Below are 25,151 nucleotides of genomic sequence, written 5' to 3' on the forward strand. Positions count from 1 at the left end.
CCTATGCCGCTTCTTCCGCGCCCACGATCAGGGCGAGAACGTCTTGCTGCGTGCTTTGCGAGATGTGGACAACGCCTGCGCAGCGCCCGCGCCGTTGAACGTGAACCCTGTCCGCGACTTCAAAAACGTCATCCAGCGAGTGGGAGATCAGAATGACCGCAAGGCCCTGTGCCTTCAGTGCCTTGATGAGCTTCAGCGTCCGTGCCGTTTCCTGGGGCCCGAGAGCTGCCGTCGGTTCGTCCATCACGAGGACCCTTAGGCCCTCGTGATAGACCGCTCGTGCGATGGCAACAGCCTGCCGTTGGCCTCCCGACAGACTTGAGGTGGGAACATCGAGCGAGCGTAACCTGACACCAAGTCGTTCAAACAGGACACGCTCTGTTTCCGAGCGCATCCGCTTGTTGTCGAGCATCGTGATACCCAGAACCGAACGGGTCAGTTCGTTTCCAAGGAACATGTTTGACGCGGGATCGAGATGATCTGCCAGCGCAAGCGTCTGGTAAACCGCATCAATGCCTTCATCGATTGCATCTGAGTGACTGTTCATCACCAGCTTCTTGCCGGCCACGAAGATTTCGCCTTCGGTGGGCTGATAGACGCCGGTCAGTATCTTGATCAGCGTCGACTTGCCTGCACCATTGTCGCCGACAATTGCCAGGACCTCTCCCGCATAGGCATCAAGGTTCACCTGTGTGAGCGCTTTCACGCCGCCAAAGCGCTTGGAGATATTGCGCATTGTTACCAAAGGATCGGAGTTGTTCTCGCCGGTAGACATGTCGTCATCCTGAATTTTGGCCAAAGCTTCCCCGTCCGCGGCGATGCCGCGACAAAAAGGAACTGCAGCTGAATTTGTCGGTCAGGTCAGCAGGTCGCCCTCGGCTGCGTCAGGCGACCCGCTCCCTGAAACCTATTTGCCCCAGATGGCGGAATAGGCTTCGCGATACGGCGTGTCGGGATCGAAAGAATTGCTGTCGCCCATCTTTTCAAGACCCGACTGCGTCACGAGCGCCGGTGACGTGATGTAGCCCGAACAGGCTTCGCCCTGAACGGCCCGGTTCAATTCGTCAACGAGCTGCCAGCCCTGAAGGTTGAGCGGCTCGGCAACCGTAATGGTCTGGTACCCGCCCGTACGGATCCGTTGAAATGCGGCTTCCGAACCATCGCCGGCCGACCCGGCCTGCGGGCCGTCGGCAGCAGAGATCCCGGCCGAGGCCAGCGCCGGTCCCATGAAGTCGAAATAGAGATCGTTGATTGCGAGCGCGTGTGTCCAGCTGTCCCCGTATTTCTGCAGAAGACTGGTTGTCAGTGGCCCCATGCGCGTCGACGTGTCGGCAATCGGAGTGTCGACATATTCAAGGACCTTGCCGCCTGCCGCTTCGACGGTCTCTTTCAGCCGGTCAGCCTTGTCGATCGCGATCTGATAGGTCGAGTCGGTGAAAATGATGACGCCGATATCCTTGCCGCCGTCCTCGATCGCCCAGTTGGCGGCAACTTCCGAGACCGTCATCGCATCGGTTGAAATATTGGCGTAGATGCCCCCGGGAGCATCACAGCCGATTTTCGGACCGGAGTGCCACGCAACCATCGGAATTTTCGCGGTGGCAACGCCTTCCAGGGCTGCCTGCTGCTCAACGGCGTCGAACCCGTTGATCACGATCCCGTCCGGCTGCAAGGCCAGGGCCTGGCCAATGGCTGCCGTGCGCCCCTGAATGGAACCTGCTCCGTCAAGAACACGGACCTCCCAGCCGATCTTGTCCGCAGCTTCCTCGACCCCGTTGGTCACGCCCAAGATGCCGCCGTTCTTGAGATCGGCCGCGACAACGACGATCGTCTTGCCATCTGCGGCTGCCGGCCCTGCCGTCGGCCCATCCCAGGCCGTTTCTGCAAATGCCGGCAAGCCGATGCCGGCCAGCATCGTGGTTGCCAGAACTGTCTTAAGGAAATCGCGTTTTTGCATAGTATCCTCCCTTTGCAAAAATCTTACTTTTTCGCTGCGCCTTTACGGCGTTGCGCATAGCCCGCGATACCGATCGCGATCAGAAGCGTGACGCCGTTGAAGAGTGGTTCGACCCAGAAAGAACCGCCGAATTGCTGAATGCCGGAAATGCCTACCGCGAGAATGGCGACACCAATGACCGTGCCCCAGACGTTGACCCGCCCCGGCTTGATGGTCGTTGACCCGAGAAACGCTCCAACCAGCGCCGGAAGCAGAAATTCCAGACCGACACTTGCCTGGCCGATCCTGAGTTTCGATGCCAGCAATACGCCGGCAAGTGCGGTCATTGTTCCCGATGCCATGAAGGCACCAATCACATATTTGCGTGTAGGAATGCCGTTCAACTGGGCCGCGCGCTGGTTGGCACCGATGGCATAAAGATACCGTCCGACCGGTGTGTATTCGAGAATGAGCCACATGCAGACCGTTATCGCGATCAGGTAGTAACCTGTAATCGGCAATCCGAACACGAAGGTGGTGCTCAAGGAATAGAACCCGTCCGGCAGCACACCGACAATCTGCCGCCCGCCCGTGTGCCACAAGGCGATCGCATAGAGCACAGTGCCGGTTCCCAATGTTGCGATGAAACTGTCGATCTTGGCGACTTCAACGAGAAGACCGTTGAAGAAACCACTCATGGCTCCGAGCATGAGCACGATCATGACGGCCATCGGCCAGGGGATGCCAAACACGGTCTGCAGGCTGATCGCAAGAATGTGCCAGAGTACAATGCCGTAGCCCACCGTAAGGTCGATGCGCCCCGCTGCCATGGGTATCATCGCGCCGAGCGAAAGCAACGCAATGATGGCCTTGTCCGAGATGATGGCCCGCAGGTTCAAAAGCGTCGGAAACGTGTTCGGCAGCAGGATCGAAAACAGGACGATCAGAAATATGGTCAGGATCACCAGGCCGTAGACCGGAAGCAGCCGCAACAACTTGCCGCGGACCGACAGGCCTTCGATTTCAGACTTGGTTGGCTCCAGAGCATTGGATTCAAGTGACTGCATTAATATTACCTCAAGCGGCAGCGACGTTGCTGGCCGACGCGGCCTGGATCAGGTTTTCTGTCGACAGCTTCGTGCCCGACAGTTCGCCAACGATTTTTCCCTGGCTGAAGACGATGGCCCGATGGCAAATGGTTGCGACTTCCTCGAAATCTGTCGACACGAGCAAGATACCGACACCTTCCAGCAGGGCCTTGTTCAAAAGTGCGTAGATTTCAGCCTTGGCCCCGACATCGACACCCGCCGTCGGGTCCTCGCAGATCAGGAGCTTTCTTTTGGTTGCCAGCCAGCGGGCAATGACCACCTTCTGCTGGTTTCCCCCGGATAGTGCCTCGATGGCCATGGTCTGGTCATTCGGGCTCAACGCAACTTCGCGGCCGATCTTTTCGGCCATCTTCGTTTCTTCTCGCGGCGTCAGGATCGAGAACAGGCCACGTCCTGTCGCCTCGGGATTGAGAAAGGTGTTTTCGCGGATCGACAACGGCATCGCGACGGATTCTTCGGTACGATCGCGGGCAACGAGCCCGACACCGGAATCAAGAGCAGTTTTCGGTGATCGCAGATCCGGCGCACCCAGCCCATCAAGATCTATGTCGCCCGTTTGCGCCTCAAGGCCGTAAAGCGCCCGGGCTATTTCCTCGTGCCCTGCCCCGCGTAAACCCACAACCCCGACCAGTTCGTTCCTGTGCAAGGTGAAATCGACCGGACCGGTTGATTTCGTCTTCAGGTTCTTGACCGAGAGAACCGGCTTGCCTGGCGCTTCACTCAGTTTGCTCACCTGCCTGGTCTTGCGACCGACAATCATGTGAACCAGCTCTTCGGTTGTCGTGTGCTGGATGGAACGCACACCGACAAGCTCACCGTCTCTCAAGACTGCGACGCGATCAGCGATCTGAAAAATCTCATCCAGTCGATGAGAGACATAAATCATGCCGACACCGCGATCACGCAACGGCCGCAGAGCCTCGAAAAGCCGCGACACCTCGTCGGTCGGAAGAGATGCTGTGGGCTCATCAAGCACAAGAAAATCGCAATCGACAGCAAGAGCCCGGGCAATCGCCACCAACGACTTTTCCGTCCTCGACAGGTCCTGAACACGCGTGGAAGGAGAGAAGTCGCAACCGACCCGCGCCAGGGCCTCCGCCGCGAAGGTTTCCGCGTCGCGCCATTTGATCAAACCGAATTTCTTGGAAAATCCGAGTGCCAGTGCCATGTTTTCGGCAACCGTCATCCACTCGATCATGCCAAGATCCTGGTGAATGAATGCGACCGCCTGGCGCTGACCGAAACCACCGGGCCGATGCTCGTAGGGCTCACCGTTGATAAGCACCCGGCCCGCATCGGGATTGTGGATACCGCCCAGAATCTTGATCAGGGTCGACTTGCCGGCACCATTCTCTCCCAGAAGGGCGACGATCTCGCCCCTGTCGATCGACAGCGAAACGTCCCGGACGGCGTATGTCCCCCCGAAATGTTTCTGAATGCCGTCAAAGAAGAGACGGTTTTTCAAACTGCCTGGCACGATGTTCCTCCCGATCGTTACCTGCCCCGACTTTCTGTCTCCAATTCCAAGACAGGCGTTGAGTTACCGGTAACGTAGGATTATCATCCGCCTGTCACATATCGAAGTCAACAAAAAAGTTATCGATAACGTTAAATTTGACGGATTTAAAAATCTCTAGCAAAAACAACAAGATAAATCTTTCAGAGGTAGCCAAGGCCGCCGGTGTGTCGAAAATGACTGCCAGCCGGGTCCTGCGTGAGGAGGGCGGTTACTCAGAAAAGACGCGCGTCAAGGTCATGGCGGAAGTCGAGCGTCTGGGGTATCTGCCGAACAGGATCGCAACGGTGTTTGCGGGCGACAAGAACACCACATTCGTCGGGGTCAGCATTCCGGATCTCGGCAATGAAGTCTTCACGCACGTGCTGGAAGGGATTGACCGCAAGCTTGTCAGTTTCAATCACCAGACAGTTCTCGGAATGACCCAGCACGCATTGGCGGAAGAAGAGACGTGGATCGAAACCGTACTGTCCTGGAAGCCGGCCGGTCTCATCCTGACCGGGCGCGCGCATACTCCCAAGGCAGTCCAGCTGCTTCAGAGCGCGAATGTTCCACTGGTCGAGATCTGGGATCTGAACTCGAGTCCGATCGATATGTGCGTCGGCCTCAATCACTTCGACAGCGGCTACGACATGGGCCGTTTTCTCTTGTCAAAAGGGTATACGCGTTTTGGATATGTCGGAACTTCCCATGATGCTGCCAATGCGGCGACATCCCGACTGAACGGGTACGCAAAAGCGATAGAAGATGGTGGAGGAAAACTCAGCAAGCAATTATGTCTGAACGACATTCCAGGTTTTTATCCAGGTTTTTATGGAACTGAGCAATTGCTGTCCTCCGACCCGGACGTGGAGGTTATCTTCTTCCAGAACGACAATATGGCGGTTGGCGCGGTGCATTTCTGTCAGGCGCAGCACATCAGCATACCCGGCGACATCGGTATTGCCGGTTGGGGGGAATTGCCTATCGCATCAGTTCTGCCGTACCGGCTGACGACGGTTCAGGTGAACCATTTGCGGATCGGTCAGCTTGCGGCCGAAAATCTGTTGCTGAAGATTTCGGGAGATCAGGCGACACCGGTCAGTGATGTCGGATTTCGGCTCGTCACCGGGGAAACCGTTTGACGTTTCCAGCAGCTCTTCGGTTCACGTACTCGATTCACCGACACTGAGCTGCGGTTCAATCCCGATCCGGATGACGCCCTCAGTACCGGTGCCCTCACCCCTGAGCAGCGTTCTGATCAGCTCGCCGGTTTTCCGGCCTATCTCCTCCGGATGAGGATTGATCGTCGTCAGCGTCGGGACGCAGATAGACGAAATGTCGTAGGCGCCGAATCCCGCAATCGCAATATCGTCCGGCACCTTCACGCCCTTGCGGGCACACTCGGTCAGGGCACCGAAAGCCGACAGGTCGGATACGCATACGACCGCCTCGGTATCCGGGTGTTCACGCAGCAACCGCGACATGGCGGCAGCCCCTTCCCGCATCGAGATCGGCGGGTCACCCGCACCGATCAGCCGTTCGCTCGACAGGCCCTGCTCTTCCATAGCCGCCATGAAGCCGCGCCGCCGATCTGCTCCCCGGGTATCGCCATCGGTATCACCGCCGATAAAGGCAATCCGGGACCGCCCGGTTCCGACAAGATGCCGGACAAGATCATGCATGGTTGCCGCATTGGAAAAGCCGACGACATGATCAATCGGATCATCCGGCAGGTCCCAGGTCTCGATCACCGGAATTTTTGCCCGTTCAAGCAATTGACGAGTTCTCGGCGTATGCCGCCCGCCCGTCAGCACGATTGCCTCGGGCCTGCGTTTCAGGAACTGCTCAACGATGCCTTCTTCTTCGTGAATATCGTAATTGCTGTAGCCCAGTAGAACCTGAAGGTCTTCATCCTTGAGAGCTTCGGACATGGCTCCCACGGTATCAGCGAAATTGGCGTTGTTGATCGAGGGAATGGCCACTGCAACGAAACCGGTTCTTTGAGACCGGAATGTTGCGGCGTTACTGTCAAAGACATAGCCAAGATCCTCGGCAATCTGAAGAATGCGCTTTCTGGTTGCCTCACCCACGGAGGCGTGCTGCTTGAATGCACGACTGACGGTCATCACCGACACGCCTGCCTTTTGTGCAACATCCTTCATCGTCACAGCGCGCTGCATTCGTCCCCCACCTGATTCTCTCCGCCTGAATTTATGCAAAATGGGTCTGCTGCTGCAATTGCAGCGGCAGACCCATGGAAAAGAGACACAGAATTCGGCGGCATTGGCATGTTGGTCGCCTCACGGCCTGCCGGCGTACTCATTCGCTTCCGTCACATGATGATGAATTCGTCCGTCGAAGAATTCGGCTACGATCTCGCCCGTCACCTCGCGTGATCTGTTTCTTGCATCGCTTTCAAGTGCACCGGACATTGTTTCCCTGTCGGGATAGGTGATTGCCAGTATCAGCGGGTACTCGGGCGCACCCGCGTCCCTTTCTTCTCCGAACATGACACGTACATCGCTGTTGCCCGGAAACTGGCGCCAGAGCGGTACGAGCCTTTCCGTCACGGCTTCTCGAAAGGCATCTTTCCTGCCGGATTTGACGCTGCCCTCGAACAGGGCGAAACGAGTGATCATGTGAACTGTTCCTTGTCAGGTCCCTTGAAAAATTCCATCAGTGCTGCTTCGTCTTCGCCGCCAAGGCCTGCCGCGGTCAGCATGCGATGAATTTCCGCACAGAGCGATGTCAGCGGCATCGAGGTGTGGGTTCGCCGCGCAAGATCCATTGCACCATTCAGATCCTTCACCATGTTGTCGATCCGTCCGGTCCTTCGGTAATCGCGTTCAACATAGCGCGGCATGTATTCCTGAAGCAGCGCACTGTCGGCACGTCCACCCTTCAGTGCGGTTGGAATTTTTGCGGCGTCGACGCCAGCGTCGAGCGCAAGCTGTGTTGCTTCCGCAACCGCGACGAACCCCAGCGCGCACAGGACCTGATTGATCAGCTTGGTGGTCTGGCCTGCCCCGACCGGACCCATGTGGGTGTAGTTGGAACTCACATGCTTCAGAACCTTGTGCGCATCGGCGACGTCTTCCGGCGCACCGCCGGCCATGAGTGTCAACTCGCCGGTCAACGCCTTGGGTGCGCCTCCCGAAAGCGGGCTGTCGACCCAGCGCAAACCGGTGCCGGCAGCTTTTCCGGCAAGCTCCCTGGTCGCCGCGGGATCAATGGACGACATATCAATCACCAGGGTGCCGGGCTTGGCTCCCGCAGCAACCCCGTTCTCGCCGAACACCGCGATGTCGACGATCTTCGCGGAATTGAGGCTTGTGATGACAAAGTCTGACTGGTTGGCGGCTTCTGCTGCCGATTTGGCAGCAACCGCCCCCTTTGCGACCAGTGCCGCGACTTTGTCCTGGTCAAGATCGAAGACAAGCAGCCGATTGCCTGTCTCGACTAGACGGGTGCCGATCGCGCCGCCCATGGCGCCTGCACCGATCAGGGCTACTCTCTCACTCATTGCTGTTTCCTTCGAATACCTTCGAGCAATTCGGCGACCACCTGATCGGGTGTCTGGTCGATCGACGCCTTGACCGTATCTTCACTCTCGCCGGGCGGTTCCAGTGTCGCCAGTTGACTGTCGAGCAACGCGGCGGGCATGAAATGCCCGTCACGATGTTTCATGCGCTCGCTGAGAACTTCATGTGTGCCCTCAAGGTAGAGAAACGTCACCGGCTTTCCTGCCTTGTCCCGAATCCGTTCGCGGTAGATCCTTTTGAGAGCGGAACAGGCAATGACCGTTGGCTCGGAAGACATGGCCAGTTGTTCGCCGACCTTGTCGAGCCAGGGGCCCCTGTCGTCATCGTTGAGCGGTTCGCCCCGGCTCATTTTTGCAATGTTCTCTGCCGGATGGAGGTCATCACCGTCGAAGAATCTTGCGCTGATTGCCTTCGCGAGACCCTGGCCGATCTTGCTCTTCCCGCAACCGGATACACCCATGACAACATAGGCGGCGGTCACAGCGACACCGAGATTCCACCGTCGACAAAGACGGTCGTTCCATTCACGAAGGAAGAGGCCTCGGAAGAAAGGAAAATGCACGTTCCAACGAGTTCTTCAACATTGCCCCACCGCCCGGCAGGTGTCCTTTTTTCAAGCCAGGCGCTGAATTCCGGATCGTTGACGAGTGCGGCATTGAGTGGCGTGTCAAAGTATCCAGGTGCCAGGCCATTGCACTGAAGGCCGTGTTTTGCCCAGTCGGTCGCCATCCCCTTCGTCAGGTTCGCCACGGCTCCCTTGGTCATCGTGTATGGAGCGATGCCCGGGCGCGCGAGAGCTGTCTGCACCGAACAGATATTGACGATCTTGCCGTATCCGCGCCCGATCATGTGCCGCGCAACAGCCTGACCCACATGGAAAACCGAGGCAATGTTCGTCTGCAACAAACGCTCGAAGGCGTCCGCGGGAAAATCCTCAAGTGGGGTGCGATGCTGCATGCCGGCGTTGTTGACCAGAATGTCGATGGCACCGGTTTCGTTTTCAAATCCGTCGACGGCGGCCCGGGTGGCATCGTGATCGGTTACGTCGACCGCCAACTCGTGGATTGTGTGGCCTTCCGATCTGAGCGTTGCTGCCGCCTCGCCGAGTTTCGATTTGTCGCGGCCGTTGAGGACGATTTCGGCACCGGCCTTGGCGAGGCCGCGCGCGAGCGCAAATCCGATTCCCTGGGACGAACCGGTGATCAATGCCCGTTTGCCGGACAGGTCGAACAAGGCGAGACTCATCAGAATTCCTTCTACAGAAACAATTGACACTTTGGATTGTTATGTTATCGATAACATAACTTGTCAACCCGAGAGAGCATAAAATGACCAAGCCAGACATTCTCCAGGTCGGCCCCTATCCCGATTGGGATCAGGTTCCGTTGGACGAAACCTTCAACATGCACAAATATTTCGAAGCGTCTGATCCGGCTGGCTTTTTGAACGCGGTCGGCGCAACCGTCAAAGGCATTGCCACCCGGGGAGAACTTGGTGCGAACCGGGCAATGATCGAAGCTTGCCCGAACCTGGAAGTCATTTCTGTCTACGGTGTCGGTTTTGATGCGGTTGATCTGCAAGCCTGCCGCGAACGGGGCATTCGCGTCACCAACACACCCGATGTTCTGACGAACGACGTGGCCGATCTCGGTGTCGCGATGATGCTGGTGCAATCGCGCGGCATGATCGGTGCCGAGGCATGGGTGCGGGATGGCAGCTGGCAGGAAAAGGGACTGTACCCGCTCCAGTCCAGGGTCTGGGGCAAGACGGCAGGTGTTCTTGGTCTTGGCAGGATCGGTTTTGAGGTCGCAAAGCGTCTGGCCGGTTTCGATCTTAAGATTGCCTACTCCGATGTGTCGGCAAAAGACTATGCGCGAGACTGGTCTTTCGTTTCCGACCCGGTTGAACTCGCCAGAAAATCTGACTTCCTGTTTGTTACGCTTGCCGCTTCCGCCGAGACGAGGCACATCGTCAACAAGGACGTAATTGAGGCCGTCGGACCGCAAGGAATGATCATCAACATAAGCAGGGCTTCCAATATCGACGAGGAAGCGCTTCTTGAAGCACTTGAAAGCAACCGGTTGGGATCTGCCGCTTTGGATGTGTTCGAAGGCGAGCCGGCTCTCAATCCCCGTTTTCTGGAATTGAACAACGTGCTGCTGCAGCCACACCACGCATCAGGTACCTTCGAGACGCGAAAGGCCATGGGAAAGCTCGTGCGAGACAATCTGAAAGCTCACTTTGCAGGTCAGGACCTGCTCACCCCGGTTCTGTGAGGCAGACATGAAAACAATCGTCATTCATGAAGCGAGAGACCTTCGCATTGAAGATCGTGACGCAAGCGATCCCGGTCCGGGAGAAGTGCAGATCAAGATTGCAGCCGGCGGCATTTGCGGATCCGACCTGCACTACTTCAATCACGGCGGCTTCGGTCCGGTACGGTTGAAGGAACCCATGATCCTTGGTCACGAAGTTGCCGGTCATGTTACGGCGCTTGGAGACGGGGTCTCCGGCCTGTCCATCGGCCAGCTGGTCGCCGTCTCTCCATCTCGTCCCTGCGGAAATTGCAGATATTGCAACGAAGGGCGTCACAACCAGTGCCTCAACATGCGCTTTTACGGCAGTGCCATGCCGTTCCCCCACATCCAGGGAGCGTTCCGTCAGGTCCTGGTTGCCGATGCCGCACAATGCGCTCCGGCGGATGGTCTGACAACCGGCGAGGCGGCCATGGCCGAACCCCTTTCCGTTTGCCTGCATGCGACCCGTCAAGCCGGCACGATGATGGGGAAATCGGTCCTGGTCACCGGCTGCGGACCGATCGGCATCCTGTGCATTCTGGCGGCCCGCAGGGCCGGAGCCGACCTGATTGTTGCAACCGATCTTAGCCCGTTCACACTCAAGATGGCCGAGGCCGCCGGAGCTGATCTGACGCTCAACATGGCGGAAAACCCCGCTGACCTTGAACAATTCACGGCGGACAAGGGCACATTCGAGGTTCTTTTCGAATGTTCAGGCGCCGCGCCTGCCCTTGCTGCAGGGATTTCGGCCATGCGCCCGGGAGGCACGATTGTCCAGCTTGGCCTTGGCGGTGACATGAGCCTTCCGATGATGGCCATCACCGCAAAGGAATTGGCACTGAAGGGGTCGTTCCGGTTTCACGAGGAATTCTTCACAGCGGTCAGTCTGATGCAGAAAGGCCTGATCGATGTGAAACCCTTCATCACTCAGACCTTTGCGCTCGACGACGCCGTTGCCGCCTTCGAAATTGCAGGCGATCGCAGTCAAACGGTGAAGGCCCAGATCGCGTTTGCCTGACAAGAAAATGCCGTTGGCAAGATTGCTTGCCTGATATCTGCAGCGGACAGGCCGTGCCGTTTTCTGACGGCCTGTCCGCTGCCATTCTTCTCAATTATCCAAGGGGCATTCGAGATCAGGCACCAATGGCGGCCAGGCCTGCACTTGCCACGTCGATATCCTGGTCTCCGGAACCCGAACCGACACCAATTCCACCGAGCAGGACACCATCAAGAACAATCGGGAGTCCGCCCGGCAGACCGGTAACACTGCCGTCCGTCGCAAGGCCTATATACGTGCGCACGGCCTCGGGTATGGATGTGGTCTCAACCCCGGTTGACGCCGCTGTCAGGGCTTTCGCAAGCGCACTTTTCCGGCTCAAGAACTTGGCTCCGGTCATCCGGATTTCCGCCAGAACTTCACCGCTCCGATCCACGACGACAATGCATTGTGGCTGCCCAAGGGCTTCTGCCCGCGCTACCGCAGCGTTCAGAATAGCCATCGTACCGCGGTGCGTAAGCAATTTTGTCTCTTCAACGAATTTCATCAGACGTCCCCGAAATCAAGTAATGTTATCGATAACTTAAATCTTTGAATACAGGACGGCAAGAGGTGACGGCAGTGTTTGTCCGTGCCGTAGGACCAGCCGGAGGAAATTGGCATTCTACTGAAACGTCACGCATCTCATTTCTCATGTTGGATTCCAATCGCATTCGCTGTTGCACTTCGACCACCCGATCCGCATCAATGAAGCATGCACGAGCCCGATACTCGTACCGGTTTGTTCCGTTCAGGGGGAAAAACAGATGTCAGAAGCGCTTTTTCAGGATGTGATCCGCAAACGCCGCAGCGTTCGGAAATTCGAGCCGGGCCGAAGTGTTGAGCGTGACGTTCTCAAGCGGATCGTTGATTGTGGGAGGTGGGCACCGTCGGGTGCCAATGTGCAGTGTTTTGATTTCATCGTCATCGATGAACCCGGCTTGCGCGAGAGAGTGATGGACGTCTTTCTCGGGCAGGCTCAACGGCTGGTCGATCATGCAAGGGGTTTTCCCGCGGTGAAGAAAACCTATCTGGCCAACACGGCTGCCATCATCATCGTCGTCGGAGACCCCCGCTGGAAAGTCTGCTTTCCCCAGCCGACAAGCAAGGGTTGGGAGGCGGAGTATCTCGACAACAATGAAGTGATCTTTCTCAATTCCATAGGAGCGGCCATCCAGAATATCCAGCTTGGTGTTGCGGCTGAAGGTCTGACCAGCGCTTGGTTGTCGGGCGGTGGTGAACCTGTCACCAACAAGGAACTGTCGGAGCTGCTCGGATATCCGCAATGGATGCGCGCCTATGGCACCATTCCGATCGGATACCCTGCTGCAACCCAGAACCGCCGGTATCGCCGACCGCTGGTTCAGGCCCTCCATTGGAACGGTTACCAACCCACTCAATACCGGTCTCATGCGCAAGTGGATTTTTACGAAAGCACCTTGCGCCCGTTTGCCATGTATCGTGACGAGGAAAGCATGGAGAGTTGGGACGACCGCGCTGAAAAGCTGGGTGAATGGGAGGCCGCCTTCACGACCGGAACTTCCAATCCGCCGGGTGAGCTTGAACCGGAAGCCGACTTTTCAAAACCGCGTACGACCGGCCAGGCCACAAAGAGACGATTGAAGGACTGATCATGTTTTCCCGTGAAACCATTTCCTACAAGCCCATCCCCCTTCCTGACAGGGCCGATTTTTCGGACGAGAAAGTTCTGGCCGAGGCGAAAGCCTACTATGACCGCATGAAACGCAGACACACGGTAAGGGATTTTTCCGATCGCCCCGTCGCGCGAGAGGTGATCGAGGAATGTGTCCGCACCGCGGGAACGGCGCCCTCGGGCGCCAATCACCAGCCCTGGCATTTTGCCGCAATCTCCAACCAGGACGTGAAAAGACAGATTCGCGAAGCCGCGGAAGATGAGGAACGTCGCTTCTACGAGGGTGGTGCCGGCGACGAATGGTTGAAGGCGTTGGAGCCGATAGGTACCAATGACCACAAACCGCATCTTGAAGACGCTCCCTGGTTGATCGTCGTGTTTGCCCAGCGCTGGGGCTACTTTGATGACGGCACCCGCTACAAGAACTACTACGTCCCTGAGAGCACCGGCATTGCCTGTGGATTTCTGCTGGCTGCGCTCCATCACGCCGGACTTGTCGCGCTGACACACACGCCCAATCCCATGAGGTTCCTGAACAAGGTGCTTGACCGGCCGGAAAGCGAGAAGCCGATCATGATTATTGCTGTTGGTCACCCCTCAAGCGAAGCAAAGGTTCCAGCCGTTGCAAAACTGAAAAAGCCTCTGCATGAAATCCTGAGTGTTGCGGGCTGACACAGCGCACAGCGGCTTCCTTGAGCAGCAATCTGGCAAACCGCGCTTTGCGTGCTCCATCACCCGGGATTGCCCTGTGGCGGACAGATCCGGCGCTCTCTGGGAGACCTCTCTCTTTCCACCCCTGGTGTTTCATCGGGCATTCCTTGCCAGACAGCTTCCTGTCTGATCGGAAACGGTGTCAGACCGCCTTCTTCACCTGAAATCCTGCAGTACCCGCATAGCCTTTCACGATGGCTTCGCGCTGCGTGTAGCCAAGCACGTCATTGACATCGTCAAACAGGCTCGGATTGAGTTTTTCAACTTCGTCGATGACACGTTCAGGTCCACCCTTGCGGTTCAACCGAACCACTTCGGCGGTTTTGGGAAGACGTTCCTTCTCATAGACATAAAGCGCTTCGCGCGGATGTTCGGACGCCGCCAGTGCATCGGCAAGGCAACGGGCATCGAGAATTGCCTGGGAAGCCCCATTCGATCCAACCGGATACATTGGGTGAGCGGCATCTCCCAGCAAGGTGACCCTGCCATGGGTCCACCGCGGCAACGGGTCCCGGTCAGCCATCGGGTATTCGTAAATCGCAGGTGTTGCCCGAACCAGGCCCTCGATATCGAGGCCGGGAATGTTGAAGCGCCTGGCATGCGGCAAGACCTCCGACAGGTGCGCCACCTTTGACCAGCTTTTTTCAGGTGGCGGAGAGGTCGCGCCATCGGCAAGGCGCACTCCCACGACCCAGTTCAGGAGCTGTTTGCCGTCTTGGGCAGGTGCAATCGGGTAAAGCACGAACTTGCCGCCCATGCCGCCCCCGATGGCCATGGTTTCACCGTCCTCCCAGACAGGCCATTCGGTGGCACCCCGCCACATGACAACACCGTTCCAGCTCGGTGGTCCCTCTTCCGGGTAAAATGAGCGACGGCCGGCACTGTGGATACCATCTGCACAGATCAGGATTTCACCTCGCTCCGTCCGACTGTCGCCGCCTGCAACGCTGTCAACAAAATTGACGGTGACGCCTCCTTCATCCTGAATGAAGCCGGCGAGTTGCGTGCCGGTCTGAACGGCATCGGTGCCAAGCCGTTCCAGAACGGCATCATGGAGAACTTTCTGGAGCCTGCCCCGGTGAATGGAAAACTGCGGAATGTCATGCCCCGCATGGAGCCCGCGCGGCTCGGACCAGACCTCCTGTCCGTGTTTGGTGAGATACCGCAGCTCTCGGGTTCGCACACCGACCGCATCAAGCCGATCCAGCAAATCGAGGCCGGCAAGCTCCCGGATTGCATGGGGGAGCGTGTTGATCCCGACCCCTATTTCGCGCACTTCCCGCGCCCGTTCGAAGACCGTTGAACGGATACCGCGCTGGTGCAGCATCAAAGCCGTGGTCAATCCGCCTATGCCGGCGCCCGCTATCAGCACTTTCATTTCGGCATCCTCTTAGTCTTCGTCTTCGGGCGGCAGAAAATCGATTTCATGCTCCGCAGAAACGGCAACCAGTTTCGCGATATCCGGATTTGGCCCCATGTTGTGGATCGACCAGAACAGATCGTAAAGCCGCCGCGTCGGCGACACCCAGAACAGTGTCTTTATCGACGCATCGCTCTTGTTGAAGATGCCATGCGGAATGCCTCTTGGCATGTGAACCAGATCGCCGGGCTCTGCAAAGTCTTCCTTGCCGTCCAGAAGAAAGTCGAAACGTCCCTCCAGGATATAGAGAAACTCGTCTTGCATCGGGTGAATATGCGGCGGCACGAATGTGCCGGGTGGCAGTGTCGCGTGCCAGGAAAACGAGGATTCGCAAACCTGCTTGGGCACGTAAGTCTGGCCGAGGATATTCCAGCTGATGCCCTCCGTACCTTCCCGGGCGCGCGTTATTCCAAGTGGCATGTCAATCATCGTTCACCCCATGTTTGCTGTCGGATTAAATGTGCAGATGCGATCGCACCACGTCGGCTTCGGCGGTCAGCCTGGCGTTTGATCCGCTCCAGACCACCTCGCCTTTGTTAAGAACGGTATGCCTGTCGGCAAATCCGGCCAGTGCGTCGATGTCCTTGTCGATCACCAGGATCGCCTGTCCTTCGGTTTTAAGGAAGGCCAGTTTCGCCCAGATTTCCTGGCGGATAAGCGGAGCCAGCCCCTCTGTCGCCTCATCGAGGATCAGCAGGGACGGATTGGTCATCAGGGCCCGTCCGATTGCCAGCATCTGCTGCTCGCCGCCGGAAAGCTGCGAACCGAGATTGCGCCGTCGTTCCTGCAGTCTTGGAAAGAAGGCGTAGACCTTCCCGAGATCCCACTTCCCCGGCGAACGGGCAAAGGCCTTGAGGTTTTCCTCAACCGAAAGCGTTGGAAAAATCTGGCGCCCTTCGGGAACAAGTCCGATGCCCGCCTGCCCGACCCTGTAAGGCGCAGCGCGCGTGATATCCCTGCCGTTGAAGGAGACTTGTCCGCCACTGGGTTTCAACAACCCCATGATCGACCGGACCGTCGTGGTCTTGCCCATACCGTTCCGGCCCAGAAGAGTTGCCGCCTCCCCCTCATCGATGCTGAAATCGACACCGAACAGCACCTGAGACAAACCGTAACCGGCTTCAAGACCGTTGACTTCGAGCAAGCTCATGATGCTTCGCTCCCCAGATAGGCGGCCCGGGCATCCTCGTCGGCACGAACCTCGTCAGGCGTCCCGGTCGCAACGATCCGGCCGGAGGCGAGAACGGAAATTCTGTCGGCCAGCTTGAAGACAGCTTCCATGTCATGTTCGACCAGCAACATTGGCGTCGATTTCTTGAGCGTGAGAAGCGTTTCGGTCAGCGCCCTGCCTTCCCCCATTCCCATTCCCGCCATCGGTTCATCAAGCAACAGGACCTTGGGGTCGCCAACCATGGCCATTGCCAGTTCCAATTGACGATGTTCACCATGTGACAGATCCCCGGCCCGCACGTTCTGCCGGTGACCCAGATCGAATGCCGCCAGTGCGCGGCGTGCCTTTTCATTCAAGGCTTCCTCCGCAGCCGCGATGCCGAAGAACCGGTGGCTGGAACCGTCTTTCGCCTGCGCAGAAAGCGCGGCATTCTCCAGAACCGTAAAGCCCGGGATGATCGTCGTGATCTGAAATGTGCGCCCAAGACCCGCAAGCGCACGCTGGGGCCGCGAATAGCTGGAAATATCAGTGCCATCGAGCACGACCTTGCCCTTTTCGACGCCGAGCGAACCGGAAACCAGGTTGATCAGCGTCGACTTGCCGGCACCGTTCGGTCCGATCAGGGCATGGCATTCGTTTGATCGCAGCTCCAGCGAGACATTGTCGGTCACCCGCAACGAACCGAAATTCTTGACCAGGCCTTCAAGTGTCAGGATCGCGGTCATGACCGGCCTCCCAGGCGATCAATCACGCCGGCAAGACCACCCCTGGCGAACAGCACAATAAGCACCAGCATCGGACCGAAAATCAGCTTCCATTCATGGGTGATCAGAGACAGTCCCTCTTCAATCAGAACCACGAACAGCGCACCCAGCAGCGCACCGTTGCGTGTCCCCATACCTCCCAGAATGACCATGATGATGAGATTGCCGGAGTTCTGCCAGGTGGCCGTCGACGGACTGATGAACTCGGCATGGCATGCAGACAGGAACCCGGCGACACCCGCAAGCACGCCTGCGATGACATAAGCGATCAACCGGTACTGGAAGATGTCGAACCCCATGGTCTCGACACGAACGGGGCTTGCTTTCCCCGCCCGCAGGACCCGCCCGAACCGGGACTGAGCCAATCTGCCGACAAACAGCCAGGTCAATGCCAGTACGACCAGAATGGAATAGAACAGGCCGGACCCGTTCTGGAACACGTAGAATCCGAACAGCTGTGGCGTATCCCAGAGGGTCAGGCCATCGTCACCGCCGTAGTTGGAGAGTGACGTCAGGAAGAAATACACCATCTGGCCGAAGGCCAGCGTGATCATGATGAAATAGACACCGGAAGTCCTGAGCGACAAGGCACCGGTCACCAGCGCAAACAGCCCGCAAACGAGAACAACCATTCCGAGGATCGGCAGGGCACCCATCGTTCCCTCTGCCAGGGCGATACCCGTGACGTAGGACCCCAATCCAAGGAATGCCGCATGTCCGAAACTCACAAGACCGCCATAGCCGATGAGCAGATCCAGGGATATGGCCGCGATGGCAAGGATCATCGCCTTCATCACCAGATTGAGCACATAGTTGCCACCGGCGAATTCCGTCAGCAGGGGCATGATTGCCAGCAGCAATATCAGCGCGAGGCCAACAAGGAGCGCCCGGTCGATCCGCTTGCTCTGCTGAACCGTTTCCGGGTTTGAAACAGACGCTGCTTTCATGCGGCACCTCTTGCGGGAAAGAGGCCCTGCGGCCTGAAGAACAGCACGGCTGCCATGAAGATGTAGATCAGCATCGAAGCCAGTGAAGGACCAATCTGATTGGCCGCGGAAGCGTCGAAGATCAGTTTCATCGCATCCGTGGCCAAAGACCGTCCAAGCGTGTCGATCAAGCCGATCAGCAGGGCTGCGATGAAGGCTCCACGGATCGAACCGATCCCGCCGATCACGATGACCACGAAGGCCACGATGAGGAGATCGTCGCCCATTCCGGGCTCGATCGTGAAGATGGGTGCGGCCATCGCTCCGGCGAACCCCGCAAGCATGGCACCGAAGCCGAAGACGATAGTGAACAGCCGCCGGATGTTCACGCCAAGCGCGCTCACCATTTCCGCATTGCTGGCACCCGCCCGGATGAGCATGCCCACCCGCGTTTTGACGACGACAAGATACAGACCGAGGGCGACTGCTGCTCCGACGGCAATGAGTGCGAGCCTGTAGACCGGATATTTCAGATTGTCGGTCAGTTGCAACGATGCGGACAGGATTTCAGGCGTTGGAAGCGTCAAGGTCGCCGGTCCCCAGATCACTTTCACCGCTTCGTTGACGAACAGGATTATCCCGAAGGTGGCAAGAACCTGGTCGAGATGATCGCGGTCGTAGAGGTGTCGAAAGACCAGCGCTTCAAGGGCAAGCCCCAGGATCAGCGCCGTGATCAGTCCGAGCAGCAGAGCGGAAAAGAAATTTCCGGTCAACTGGTAGAACATGAAGGTCAGGTAGGCGCCGATCATGTACTGGACGCCATGGGCAAGGTTGATGAAGCCCATGACGCCGAAAACCAGCGTCAACCCGGCCGCTATCAGGAACAGCAGCACGCCGAACTGCACCCCGTTGAGAAGTTGGATGAGAAAGAGTGTCGGTGTCATCTGATAACGCCCAGGTAGATATCCTTTCTGTCAGATTACATCTTGCACTCGGCAGCAAAGCTGTCGGTGTAATCGTCGAAAATCTTGGAATCGATTTCCGTCCAGTACTTCCCGTCCTCACGCTGTGCGACGCGCAACAGGTAGAAATCCTGAATCGGGAAGTGGTTGTTGTTGAAGCTGAAATCGCCACGCAGCGACTGGAAATCTGCAGCTTCCAAAGCCTTGCGCAACGCGTCCTTGTCCGAAAGGTTCCCGTCGACCGCCTTCACGGCGCTGTCGATCAGCTGTGCGGCATCATAGGCCTGCATCGCAAACCCGCCCGGGATGTAACCGTATTTTTCTTCGAACGCGGCCACGAATTCCTTGCTCTGCGGCAGGTCCAGGCTGGGTGCCCAGCTTGTTGCACCGAAGAATCCAAGCGCTGCATCCTTCTGGGCAGGCAACGTTGCTTCATCCACTGTGAACGCGGACAGGAATTTCATTTTGTCTGCAAGTCCGGATTCGCGGAACTGTTTGACGAAACGCACACCCATGCCGCCGGGCATGAACGTGAACAGCGCCTCTGCATCCGATGTGGACATCTGCGCGATTTCAGGAGAGAAGTCCTTGTGACCGAGCGGCGTGTACACTTCGTCGGTGATCTCTCCCTTGAAGTATTTCTTGAAGCCTTCCACGGCATCGCGTCCAGCCTGGTAGTTCGGCGTCATCATGAAGACGCTTTTGATTCCCTGTTCCTGCGCATGCTGGCCAAGCGCCTCGAAATTCTGGTTGTTTTGATAGGAGGTTGAGAAGAAGTAGGGGCTGCAGTTCCGGCCGGCGACCGTCGACGGACCGGCATTCGGACTGATCAGAAACGTTTCAGACCGTGTAACAGGCTTGTATATCGCACCCAGAACGTTGGAAAAGACCGACCCGACAACGAAGTCCACTTCGTCCTTTTCAAGAAGCCCTTTGACCCGGGTCAGCGCAACGTCCGGTTTCAGCTCCGAGTCGACGACAATCAGTTCGGTATCCAGCCCCCCGATTTTTCCGTCCATTTTTTCGAGCGCCAGCTTGAAGCCATCTTCTATCTGCTTGCCCAGGACTGCAGGCGGACCGGACAGCGTGACAACAAGACCGATCTTGAGATCCTCCGCCTGCGCGGATGTGGCAAGGAGAGCGGCTCCAAGAGCCCCTAAAATCTTTTTCATCTAAACTTCCCCTTTGGTTTCCCTGTTCAGGATGTTCAACCGTTTTCGGTTTTTCTTCTGCTTGTTCTGGCCGTTTGTATCCCGGCCTGCGAAGCCTCCCGTCTGCGTGTGAACGCAAACAAGATGCTCCATAATTTCAGGAACAATCAATGTCTTAGTGACATCTCTTGCCGATCGACTGCATTAGCCAGCGGATTTCCCCGTCCATTGCATGCGCTTGAGCACATCGTCCAGCGGCACATCAATAAGATGGTTCGCGTAGTTCGCCAGTGTTTTCATGGAAACGCACAAAACCACTTCCAGCGCGTTCTGTTTTGTAAAACCGGCCCCAAGAAACGCATCCAGATCTTCCGCCGCATGGCCGCGTTTGATGACGACGGCTTCGGTGAATCTGCGAAGCGCTTCGAGACGATTGTCGTCAATCGGTTCTCCGTTGCGCACGGCTTCGATTATGCCCTTGTCGAGCTTGGCCATGCGAGCACCGGATGAATGGGCGGCCACACAGTAGGTGCATTCGTTCTCGACACTCGCGACCAGCAGGATCAATTGCTGTTCGGCCGGAGAAAAGCTGGTTTTTGATACAAGAGACGACAGCGAAAAATAGGCTTCAAGCGCCGTGTCGGACTCTGCAAGCTTTGCGTAGAGGTTTGGCAGAAACCCCATTTTTTCCGAAGCGTTCCGAAGCATTTCGCCTGACTTTCCCGGCGCTGTATCAGGGGTATAGATCGTGAATTCTGTCATTGCGGTTCCTTTGATTGCGCTCGGATCGTGTCAGGCGATCAATTGTTTCAGTTTGCCGCGCATTATTTTTCGCGTCGGTGTCAGGGGCATTGCCTCGACAAGCTCCAGCCGCTCGGGCCACTTGTATTTGGCAATTCCATTTTCCAGGAGCAGTGCATTCGCCTCTTCAAGCGACATGGATGCGCCTTCCCGGACCTGCACGCACAAGCAGGCCTTTTCGCCGAGAATGACATCGGGATAGGGAACGATGGCGCAGGCCTCTACGGCTTCAAGCGTCGAGATGATCGCTTCGACATCCGCCGGATTGTATTTGACGCCGCCACGATTGATCACTTCCTTGACGCGTCCGGTGAGCGTCAGGTAGCCGTCGTTGTCGACAATGGCCAGGTCTCCTGACCGGAACCAGCCGTCGACAGTGAAAGCAGCCTTCGTCTCCGACGGATTGGCCAGATAACCACCGAAGACGGAAGGCCCCTTCACCTGAAGCTCGCCTTCCGCGCCCGGCTCGAGAACCTGACCCTCCATGTCAACAGCACGTAAAAGCGTATTTGCAGACGCTCGGCCCGCCGTGGTCAGGCGTTTTTCTTCCGGATCCCCCGGCCGGCCGAATGCGCCGGCTTGCAATTCACTCATTCCCCAAAGTTGAATGACCGTCCCGTTCGACATCAGGCCATCAACCTGTCTGGCCAGGTCGGCTGGAACCGTGGATCCTGAAAGACAGACGAAGCGCGCTGGTGCCAGATGCTCCGGCTTGATGAGACCTCTTCCGCAGAACGGTGCGAAATGCGCGGGCGCCGCGAAAATTCCGTTTGGCTTCAAGTGGTCAAGCGCGGGCAGGAAACCGTCCGGGGAGAAGCTGGGCAACAGTGCCTGGGTCGCCCCGGTCGCCAGACACAAATGCATGACGAACAGGCCGTAAAGGTGCGTATAGGGTGCCACGGAAAGCAATGTTTCGTTCCGTTGAATACCGAGTTCACTTGCCGCATTCGAGGCATTGCCAAGAAAGCCCTGATAGCTGTGCGGCACACCTTTCGGGCTTGCGGTCGTTCCCGATGTGTAAAGCAGCAGAAATGGATCGTCGGGTGTCAGGTCCGGAAGCTCTTCCGTATCACCGGCAATGGCCCCGGACGACGAAAGGGTGGAAAGGGAAACAGCACCTTCAATCGGTTCACCAACACTGATGACCTGCTCGAGCGTCGTCAAAGCCTGCGCGCATTCGAGCATTTCACCGGCCGGGGAAAGATCCTTGAATGCAGACAGTCCAACGGCAAAACGTGCTCCACTGTGCTCAAGAAGGTGGCTCAATTCTGCCCGGCGGTAGGGCATATGGAGTGTCTGCACGATCCCACCGCAGGCAGCAACGGCAAGAAACGTCACGACAAAGGCTTCAAGGTTGGGCAGCTGGACAGCGACGACGTCGCCTTTGCTCAGTCCAAGAGCCTGCAGCCCAGATGCCGCCGAGCGAACTTCACCGGCCAGTTCCCCATAGCTTTTCGTGCCGGAAGCACTGATGGTTGCCGGCGCCTCCGGGATCGTCTCAGCATGGTGCTGCAGCCAGCCCCACAGAGTATTGTTGATCGCGCATTCCATTTTCTTCACCTCTACCCCTCTTGAGGCGACAACCAACATGGTTGGTCAGACAATGGTTCTTACTTCAACTTTTCCGGACCAGTTTGCCCAAGTGCGGGCGACGGTCGAATTATGCTCAAAACACTCCTGTGATCGTCACGGCACGCGCCTCCCCGGTGATCAAAAACCAGAAAGAGGAACAGTCCTATTCCGCCGCCTGTTGCATCGCTTTCTGATGTTGGTTCGGTCGCGCCTTGCGCTGTAACTCGATTGTTGCGTCCCTTGCCTTGGCAAGCTCACGATAGGCCTGATCACGACCTGACAGGTATTGTGGCGGCCAGTGTCCGACCCGCGCGCCATAATGTGCCGCGGCCCGACGCGTGAAATAGGGATCCCACATGTGCGGCCGACCGAGTGCCACGAGGTCCGCCCTCCTCGTATGCAGGATCGTGTTGACCTGGGCAGCATCGGTAATGTTGCCGACGGCCATGGTTGCGATCCTCGGAACGTTGCGGATGGCTTCTGAAAACTGCACCTGGAACATCCGGCCGTAGACCGGTTCCTGATCGGGCACGGTCTGGCCGGCCGAAACATCGATCAGGTCGCAACCGGCTTCACGGAAGGCTTCCGCGATGGCAAAAAGGTCTTTTTCATCGAGTCCCCCCTCCTTCCAGTCGGTCGCCGAGACACGCACCGACATCGGCCTGTCTTCAGGCCAGACGGCCCGCATGGCCGCAAATACCTCAAGTGGGTACTTCAGCCGGTTTTCGATACTTCCGCCATACCCGTCGCTCCGGCGGTTCGTCAGTGGCGACAGGAATGAAGCGAGCAGGTAGCCGTGCGCGCAGTGCAGCTCCAGCATGTCGAAGCCTGCGCGCGCAGCACGCTGTGCAGCTTGCACAAAGTCCTCGAGAACTCTGTCCATGCCAGCCTTGTCAAGCTCTTGCGGCACCTGGCTGACGTCGTCGAAATAGGGGATCGGAGAAGCGGATATGAGCGGCCAGTTGTCATCGGCCGTCTCGATTGGAAAATCCATTTTCTCCCAACCAAGCTGCGTGGATCCTTTCCGGCCGGAATGGCCAAGCTGCATGCAGACCCTGGCATCGGAATTGGCGTGAATGAAGTCGACGATGCGCTTCCATTGCCCCTCCTGTACATCCGTCCACATTCCCGGGCATCCAAGCGTAATGCGCGCATCCGGCGACGGACAGGTCATCTCGGTAAAGATCATCCCCATGCCGCCCAGCGCGTGCGAGGTGTAGTGTGTGAAATGCCAATCGGTCAGATTTCCGTCCTGATCTGCCGAATATTGCGCCATCGGCGACATCACCACCCGGTTGGGAACCTCCATCTCCCGGAGCCTGAAGGGTGTGAACATGGGCGTCGGGCGACTGTCGCGCACATCGACACCGCTTTCCCGGTAGTACTGCTCGTACCAGGCGGTATCGACATTCTCGACATAGTCGGGGTCGCGCAGAATGAGATTGTCGTAAGTGATTGATTTCGCCCGGCACATCACCACCATCGAGAACTGCATGGGATCCATATCCCAGGATCGCCCCATATGTTCGAACCAACCCAGGGATACGTCGGCATTGTGCTGAATGATCTGGCAGGGCGTCCGGCGGGCATCGTCGTAAGCCTTGAAGGCCGCGCTGACCGACTGCTCGCCATGTTTGAGAACCGCTTGTGAGAGCGCGATCCCGCATTCCATGGCAAGCTTGGTTCCCGAGCCGATGGAAAAATGCGCGGAAGCCTTCGCATCTCCCAGAATGACAATGTTCTCGTGGGACCAGTTTTCACAGAAAATCCGGGGAAACTTTCGCCAGTTCGACCGGTTCAGAAGCAGACCGTGCCCATTCAGTTCCTCTTGAAAGATCGTCTCGAGCTTCTCTTTGGAACCTTCCTCGTCAAACTCTTCGAAACCGTGACCCTGCCAGCAGGCTTCGTCCATCTCGAACACCCAGGTCGAGCGGTCAGTCTGGTACTGGTAGGTGTGAGCGCAAATGATCCCGTGCTCTGTCTTGCGGAAAAAGTAGTTGAACTCGTCCATCTGCCGGGTGGATCCCATCCAGCAGAACCGGTTGGATTTGATCGTCACGCTCGGTTTGAAGGATTCGCTGAAATGGTCGCGAATAGCCGAGTTGATGCCGTCCGAGGCAACGATGATATCAGAATCAGCGAAACGGGACTGCAGGTCTGCCGGATCGATGCGCTCGCAGAACACCATGTTGACGCCGAGTTCGCGACACCGCTCCTGCAGAATGCGTAGCAGCGCGAAGCGCGACGTTCCACAAAACCCGTTACCGGAGCAACGAATTTCCTCTCCCTTGAAATGGATCGCTATGTCGTCCCAATAGGCAAAATGATCCCGGATCTTGTCGTAGGTTTCAGGATCATGAGACAGGAACTCGTCGAGCGTATCGTCGGAGAACACGACACCGAAACCGAAAGTGTCGTCATTACGGTTCTGCTCATACACCTCAACGGTCCAGTCCGGACGCGCTTTCTTGGTGAGCAACGCGAAATAAAGGCCTCCAGGACCACCGCCCACAACCGTGATCTTCATTCTGCGCTCCCTGATGCGACCTGAACCGGTCCGGAAATTTATCTTATATATTATTATTTTATGTATAAAGTAAT

Annotated in this window: 25 protein-coding genes; 5 read left to right on the forward strand and 20 right to left on the reverse strand. The window is 57.4% G+C overall.

Translation table 11 applies throughout. The features are described 5' to 3' along the window. Window position 1: 1 nt before the first annotated feature. The 4 genes from LA5095_RS16940 to LA5095_RS16955 form a co-directional block, all read right to left on the reverse strand. Window positions 2-775, reverse strand: a complete 774-nt coding sequence (locus LA5095_RS16940; RefSeq protein WP_035899204.1) for an ATP-binding cassette domain-containing protein — start codon at window positions 773-775, stop codon at window positions 2-4. Between the two features lie 132 nt (window positions 776-907). After that, a complete protein-coding gene (locus LA5095_RS16945; RefSeq protein WP_055117066.1) occupies window positions 908-1,957 on the reverse strand; it encodes a substrate-binding domain-containing protein in 1,050 nt (349 codons plus the stop codon). A 23-nt stretch (window positions 1,958-1,980) separates the two neighbouring features. Next, on the reverse strand, window positions 1,981-3,003 hold the full coding sequence (locus LA5095_RS16950) for an ABC transporter permease (RefSeq protein WP_029063223.1): 1,023 nt from the start codon (window positions 3,001-3,003) through the stop codon (window positions 1,981-1,983). 10 nt (window positions 3,004-3,013) lie between these two features. Beyond that, entirely contained in the window at window positions 3,014-4,522 is a 1,509-nt protein-coding gene (locus LA5095_RS16955) for a sugar ABC transporter ATP-binding protein (protein ID WP_055117068.1), read from the reverse strand. Window positions 4,523-4,659: 137 nt separating this feature from the next. Here LA5095_RS16955 and LA5095_RS16960 point away from each other — a divergent pair, with 137 nt between their 5' ends. Continuing rightward, window positions 4,660-5,685, forward strand: coding sequence for a LacI family DNA-binding transcriptional regulator (locus tag LA5095_RS16960; RefSeq protein ID WP_055117070.1), 1,026 nt, complete (start codon window positions 4,660-4,662; stop codon window positions 5,683-5,685). Between the two features lie 21 nt (window positions 5,686-5,706). Here the strand turns inward: LA5095_RS16960 and LA5095_RS16965 are convergent, their stop codons facing one another. From LA5095_RS16965 to LA5095_RS16985, 5 genes are all read right to left on the reverse strand, one after another. Next, a complete protein-coding gene (locus tag LA5095_RS16965) occupies window positions 5,707-6,723 on the reverse strand; it encodes a LacI family DNA-binding transcriptional regulator (RefSeq protein WP_144436028.1) in 1,017 nt (338 codons plus the stop codon). A gap of 120 nt (window positions 6,724-6,843) precedes the next feature. Beyond that, on the reverse strand, window positions 6,844-7,182 hold the full coding sequence (locus LA5095_RS16970) for a hypothetical protein (protein ID WP_055117072.1): 339 nt from the start codon (window positions 7,180-7,182) through the stop codon (window positions 6,844-6,846). Beyond that, a complete protein-coding gene (locus LA5095_RS16975) occupies window positions 7,179-8,066 on the reverse strand; it encodes an NAD(P)-dependent oxidoreductase (protein ID WP_055117074.1) in 888 nt (295 codons plus the stop codon). Before LA5095_RS16975 ends, LA5095_RS16970 begins: the two co-directional genes overlap by 4 nt. Further along, window positions 8,063-8,545 (reverse strand): gluconokinase, encoded by a 483-nt coding sequence (locus LA5095_RS16980; protein WP_055117980.1) that lies wholly within the window; start codon window positions 8,543-8,545, stop codon window positions 8,063-8,065. The genes LA5095_RS16975 and LA5095_RS16980 overlap by 4 nt, the downstream gene beginning before the upstream one ends. Before the next feature lie 17 nt (window positions 8,546-8,562). Then, complete coding sequence (locus LA5095_RS16985; protein ID WP_055117076.1) at window positions 8,563-9,330, reverse strand: SDR family oxidoreductase; 768 nt, start codon at window positions 9,328-9,330, stop codon at window positions 8,563-8,565. An 83-nt stretch (window positions 9,331-9,413) separates the two neighbouring features. Between LA5095_RS16985 and LA5095_RS16990 the strand changes: the two genes are divergently transcribed. Further along, window positions 9,414-10,361, forward strand: coding sequence for a 2-hydroxyacid dehydrogenase (locus LA5095_RS16990; protein WP_055117078.1), 948 nt, complete (start codon window positions 9,414-9,416; stop codon window positions 10,359-10,361). Window positions 10,362-10,368: 7 nt separating this feature from the next. Beyond that, window positions 10,369-11,400: an L-idonate 5-dehydrogenase gene (locus tag LA5095_RS16995; protein ID WP_055117080.1), complete on the forward strand. Its 1,032-nt coding sequence runs from the start codon at window positions 10,369-10,371 to the stop codon at window positions 11,398-11,400. Window positions 11,401-11,515: 115 nt separating this feature from the next. Here LA5095_RS16995 and LA5095_RS17000 read toward each other — a convergent pair whose 3' ends face one another. Next, complete coding sequence (locus tag LA5095_RS17000; protein WP_055117082.1) at window positions 11,516-11,926, reverse strand: GlcG/HbpS family heme-binding protein; 411 nt, start codon at window positions 11,924-11,926, stop codon at window positions 11,516-11,518. A gap of 259 nt (window positions 11,927-12,185) precedes the next feature. Between LA5095_RS17000 and LA5095_RS17005 the strand changes: the two genes are divergently transcribed. Together LA5095_RS17005 and LA5095_RS17010 are read left to right on the forward strand one after the other, a co-directional pair. Next, window positions 12,186-13,049, forward strand: a complete 864-nt coding sequence (locus LA5095_RS17005) for a nitroreductase family protein (RefSeq protein ID WP_144436029.1) — start codon at window positions 12,186-12,188, stop codon at window positions 13,047-13,049. 2 nt (window positions 13,050-13,051) lie between these two features. Then, window positions 13,052-13,744, forward strand: a complete 693-nt coding sequence (locus LA5095_RS17010) for a nitroreductase family protein (RefSeq protein ID WP_055117085.1) — start codon at window positions 13,052-13,054, stop codon at window positions 13,742-13,744. Window positions 13,745-13,925: 181 nt separating this feature from the next. Here the strand turns inward: LA5095_RS17010 and LA5095_RS17015 are convergent, their stop codons facing one another. From LA5095_RS17015 to LA5095_RS17060, 10 genes are all read right to left on the reverse strand, one after another. Continuing rightward, window positions 13,926-15,161, reverse strand: coding sequence for a flavin-dependent oxidoreductase (locus tag LA5095_RS17015; RefSeq protein ID WP_055117087.1), 1,236 nt, complete (start codon window positions 15,159-15,161; stop codon window positions 13,926-13,928). A 12-nt stretch (window positions 15,162-15,173) separates the two neighbouring features. Further along, window positions 15,174-15,632, reverse strand: a complete 459-nt coding sequence (locus LA5095_RS17020) for a cupin domain-containing protein (protein ID WP_055117089.1) — start codon at window positions 15,630-15,632, stop codon at window positions 15,174-15,176. 25 nt (window positions 15,633-15,657) lie between these two features. Continuing rightward, window positions 15,658-16,353 (reverse strand): ABC transporter ATP-binding protein, encoded by a 696-nt coding sequence (locus tag LA5095_RS17025; protein WP_196999613.1) that lies wholly within the window; start codon window positions 16,351-16,353, stop codon window positions 15,658-15,660. Next, a complete protein-coding gene (locus tag LA5095_RS17030; protein ID WP_055117091.1) occupies window positions 16,350-17,099 on the reverse strand; it encodes an ABC transporter ATP-binding protein in 750 nt (249 codons plus the stop codon). The genes LA5095_RS17025 and LA5095_RS17030 overlap by 4 nt, the downstream gene beginning before the upstream one ends. After that, complete coding sequence (locus LA5095_RS17035) at window positions 17,096-18,085, reverse strand: branched-chain amino acid ABC transporter permease (protein ID WP_082442860.1); 990 nt, start codon at window positions 18,083-18,085, stop codon at window positions 17,096-17,098. The genes LA5095_RS17030 and LA5095_RS17035 overlap by 4 nt, the downstream gene beginning before the upstream one ends. Continuing rightward, entirely contained in the window at window positions 18,082-19,008 is a 927-nt protein-coding gene (locus tag LA5095_RS17040; protein WP_055117092.1) for a branched-chain amino acid ABC transporter permease, read from the reverse strand. The genes LA5095_RS17035 and LA5095_RS17040 overlap by 4 nt, the downstream gene beginning before the upstream one ends. A 35-nt stretch (window positions 19,009-19,043) precedes the next feature. Further along, a complete protein-coding gene (locus tag LA5095_RS17045) occupies window positions 19,044-20,198 on the reverse strand; it encodes an ABC transporter substrate-binding protein (protein ID WP_029063240.1) in 1,155 nt (384 codons plus the stop codon). Window positions 20,199-20,381: 183 nt separating this feature from the next. Further along, a complete protein-coding gene (locus tag LA5095_RS17050; RefSeq protein ID WP_082442861.1) occupies window positions 20,382-20,939 on the reverse strand; it encodes a carboxymuconolactone decarboxylase family protein in 558 nt (185 codons plus the stop codon). A gap of 30 nt (window positions 20,940-20,969) precedes the next feature. Then, on the reverse strand, window positions 20,970-22,529 hold the full coding sequence (locus LA5095_RS17055; RefSeq protein ID WP_235808875.1) for a class I adenylate-forming enzyme family protein: 1,560 nt from the start codon (window positions 22,527-22,529) through the stop codon (window positions 20,970-20,972). A 184-nt stretch (window positions 22,530-22,713) separates the two neighbouring features. Beyond that, window positions 22,714-25,077 carry an oxidoreductase gene (locus LA5095_RS17060; protein WP_055117096.1) on the reverse strand — a complete coding sequence of 788 codons (2,364 nt, stop codon included), beginning with the start codon at window positions 25,075-25,077 and terminating at the stop codon, window positions 22,714-22,716. Window positions 25,078-25,151: the final 74 nt, after the last annotated feature.

The sequence above is a fragment of the Roseibium album genome, from assembly GCF_001404515.1.
Classification (GTDB): domain Bacteria; phylum Pseudomonadota; class Alphaproteobacteria; order Rhizobiales; family Stappiaceae; genus Roseibium; species Roseibium album.

What these genes read in the sequence shown, in the direction of transcription:
- LA5095_RS16945 (WP_055117066.1), bottom strand. Translation starts at nt 1,957, where the DNA reads ATGCAAAAACGCGATTTCCTTAAGACAGTTCTGGCAACCACGATGCTG.
- LA5095_RS17010 (WP_055117085.1), top strand. Translation starts at nt 13,052, where the DNA reads ATGTTTTCCCGTGAAACCATTTCCTACAAGCCCATCCCCCTTCCTGAC.
- LA5095_RS16980 (WP_055117980.1), bottom strand. Translation starts at nt 8,545, where the DNA reads ATGGGTGTATCCGGTTGCGGGAAGAGCAAGATCGGCCAGGGTCTCGCG.
- LA5095_RS17005 (WP_144436029.1), top strand. Translation starts at nt 12,186, where the DNA reads ATGTCAGAAGCGCTTTTTCAGGATGTGATCCGCAAACGCCGCAGCGTT.
- LA5095_RS17045 (WP_029063240.1), bottom strand. Translation starts at nt 20,198, where the DNA reads ATGAAAAAGATTTTAGGGGCTCTTGGAGCCGCTCTCCTTGCCACATCC.
- LA5095_RS17015 (WP_055117087.1), bottom strand. Translation starts at nt 15,161, where the DNA reads ATGAAAGTGCTGATAGCGGGCGCCGGCATAGGCGGATTGACCACGGCT.
- LA5095_RS17060 (WP_055117096.1), bottom strand. Translation starts at nt 25,077, where the DNA reads ATGAAGATCACGGTTGTGGGCGGTGGTCCTGGAGGCCTTTATTTCGCG.
- LA5095_RS17020 (WP_055117089.1), bottom strand. Translation starts at nt 15,632, where the DNA reads ATGATTGACATGCCACTTGGAATAACGCGCGCCCGGGAAGGTACGGAG.
- LA5095_RS17050 (WP_082442861.1), bottom strand. Translation starts at nt 20,939, where the DNA reads ATGACAGAATTCACGATCTATACCCCTGATACAGCGCCGGGAAAGTCA.
- LA5095_RS16950 (WP_029063223.1), bottom strand. Translation starts at nt 3,003, where the DNA reads ATGCAGTCACTTGAATCCAATGCTCTGGAGCCAACCAAGTCTGAAATC.
- LA5095_RS16940 (WP_035899204.1), bottom strand. Translation starts at nt 775, where the DNA reads ATGTCTACCGGCGAGAACAACTCCGATCCTTTGGTAACAATGCGCAAT.
- LA5095_RS16990 (WP_055117078.1), top strand. Translation starts at nt 9,414, where the DNA reads ATGACCAAGCCAGACATTCTCCAGGTCGGCCCCTATCCCGATTGGGAT.
- LA5095_RS17055 (WP_235808875.1), bottom strand. Translation starts at nt 22,529, where the DNA reads ATGGAATGCGCGATCAACAATACTCTGTGGGGCTGGCTGCAGCACCAT.
- LA5095_RS16965 (WP_144436028.1), bottom strand. Translation starts at nt 6,723, where the DNA reads ATGCAGCGCGCTGTGACGATGAAGGATGTTGCACAAAAGGCAGGCGTG.
- LA5095_RS17040 (WP_055117092.1), bottom strand. Translation starts at nt 19,008, where the DNA reads ATGACACCGACACTCTTTCTCATCCAACTTCTCAACGGGGTGCAGTTC.
- LA5095_RS16975 (WP_055117074.1), bottom strand. Translation starts at nt 8,066, where the DNA reads ATGAGTGAGAGAGTAGCCCTGATCGGTGCAGGCGCCATGGGCGGCGCG.
- LA5095_RS17035 (WP_082442860.1), bottom strand. Translation starts at nt 18,085, where the DNA reads ATGAAAGCAGCGTCTGTTTCAAACCCGGAAACGGTTCAGCAGAGCAAG.
- LA5095_RS17025 (WP_196999613.1), bottom strand. Translation starts at nt 16,353, where the DNA reads ATGAGCTTGCTCGAAGTCAACGGTCTTGAAGCCGGTTACGGTTTGTCT.
- LA5095_RS16970 (WP_055117072.1), bottom strand. Translation starts at nt 7,182, where the DNA reads ATGATCACTCGTTTCGCCCTGTTCGAGGGCAGCGTCAAATCCGGCAGG.
- LA5095_RS17030 (WP_055117091.1), bottom strand. Translation starts at nt 17,099, where the DNA reads ATGACCGCGATCCTGACACTTGAAGGCCTGGTCAAGAATTTCGGTTCG.
- LA5095_RS16995 (WP_055117080.1), top strand. Translation starts at nt 10,369, where the DNA reads ATGAAAACAATCGTCATTCATGAAGCGAGAGACCTTCGCATTGAAGAT.
- LA5095_RS16985 (WP_055117076.1), bottom strand. Translation starts at nt 9,330, where the DNA reads ATGAGTCTCGCCTTGTTCGACCTGTCCGGCAAACGGGCATTGATCACC.
- LA5095_RS17000 (WP_055117082.1), bottom strand. Translation starts at nt 11,926, where the DNA reads ATGAAATTCGTTGAAGAGACAAAATTGCTTACGCACCGCGGTACGATG.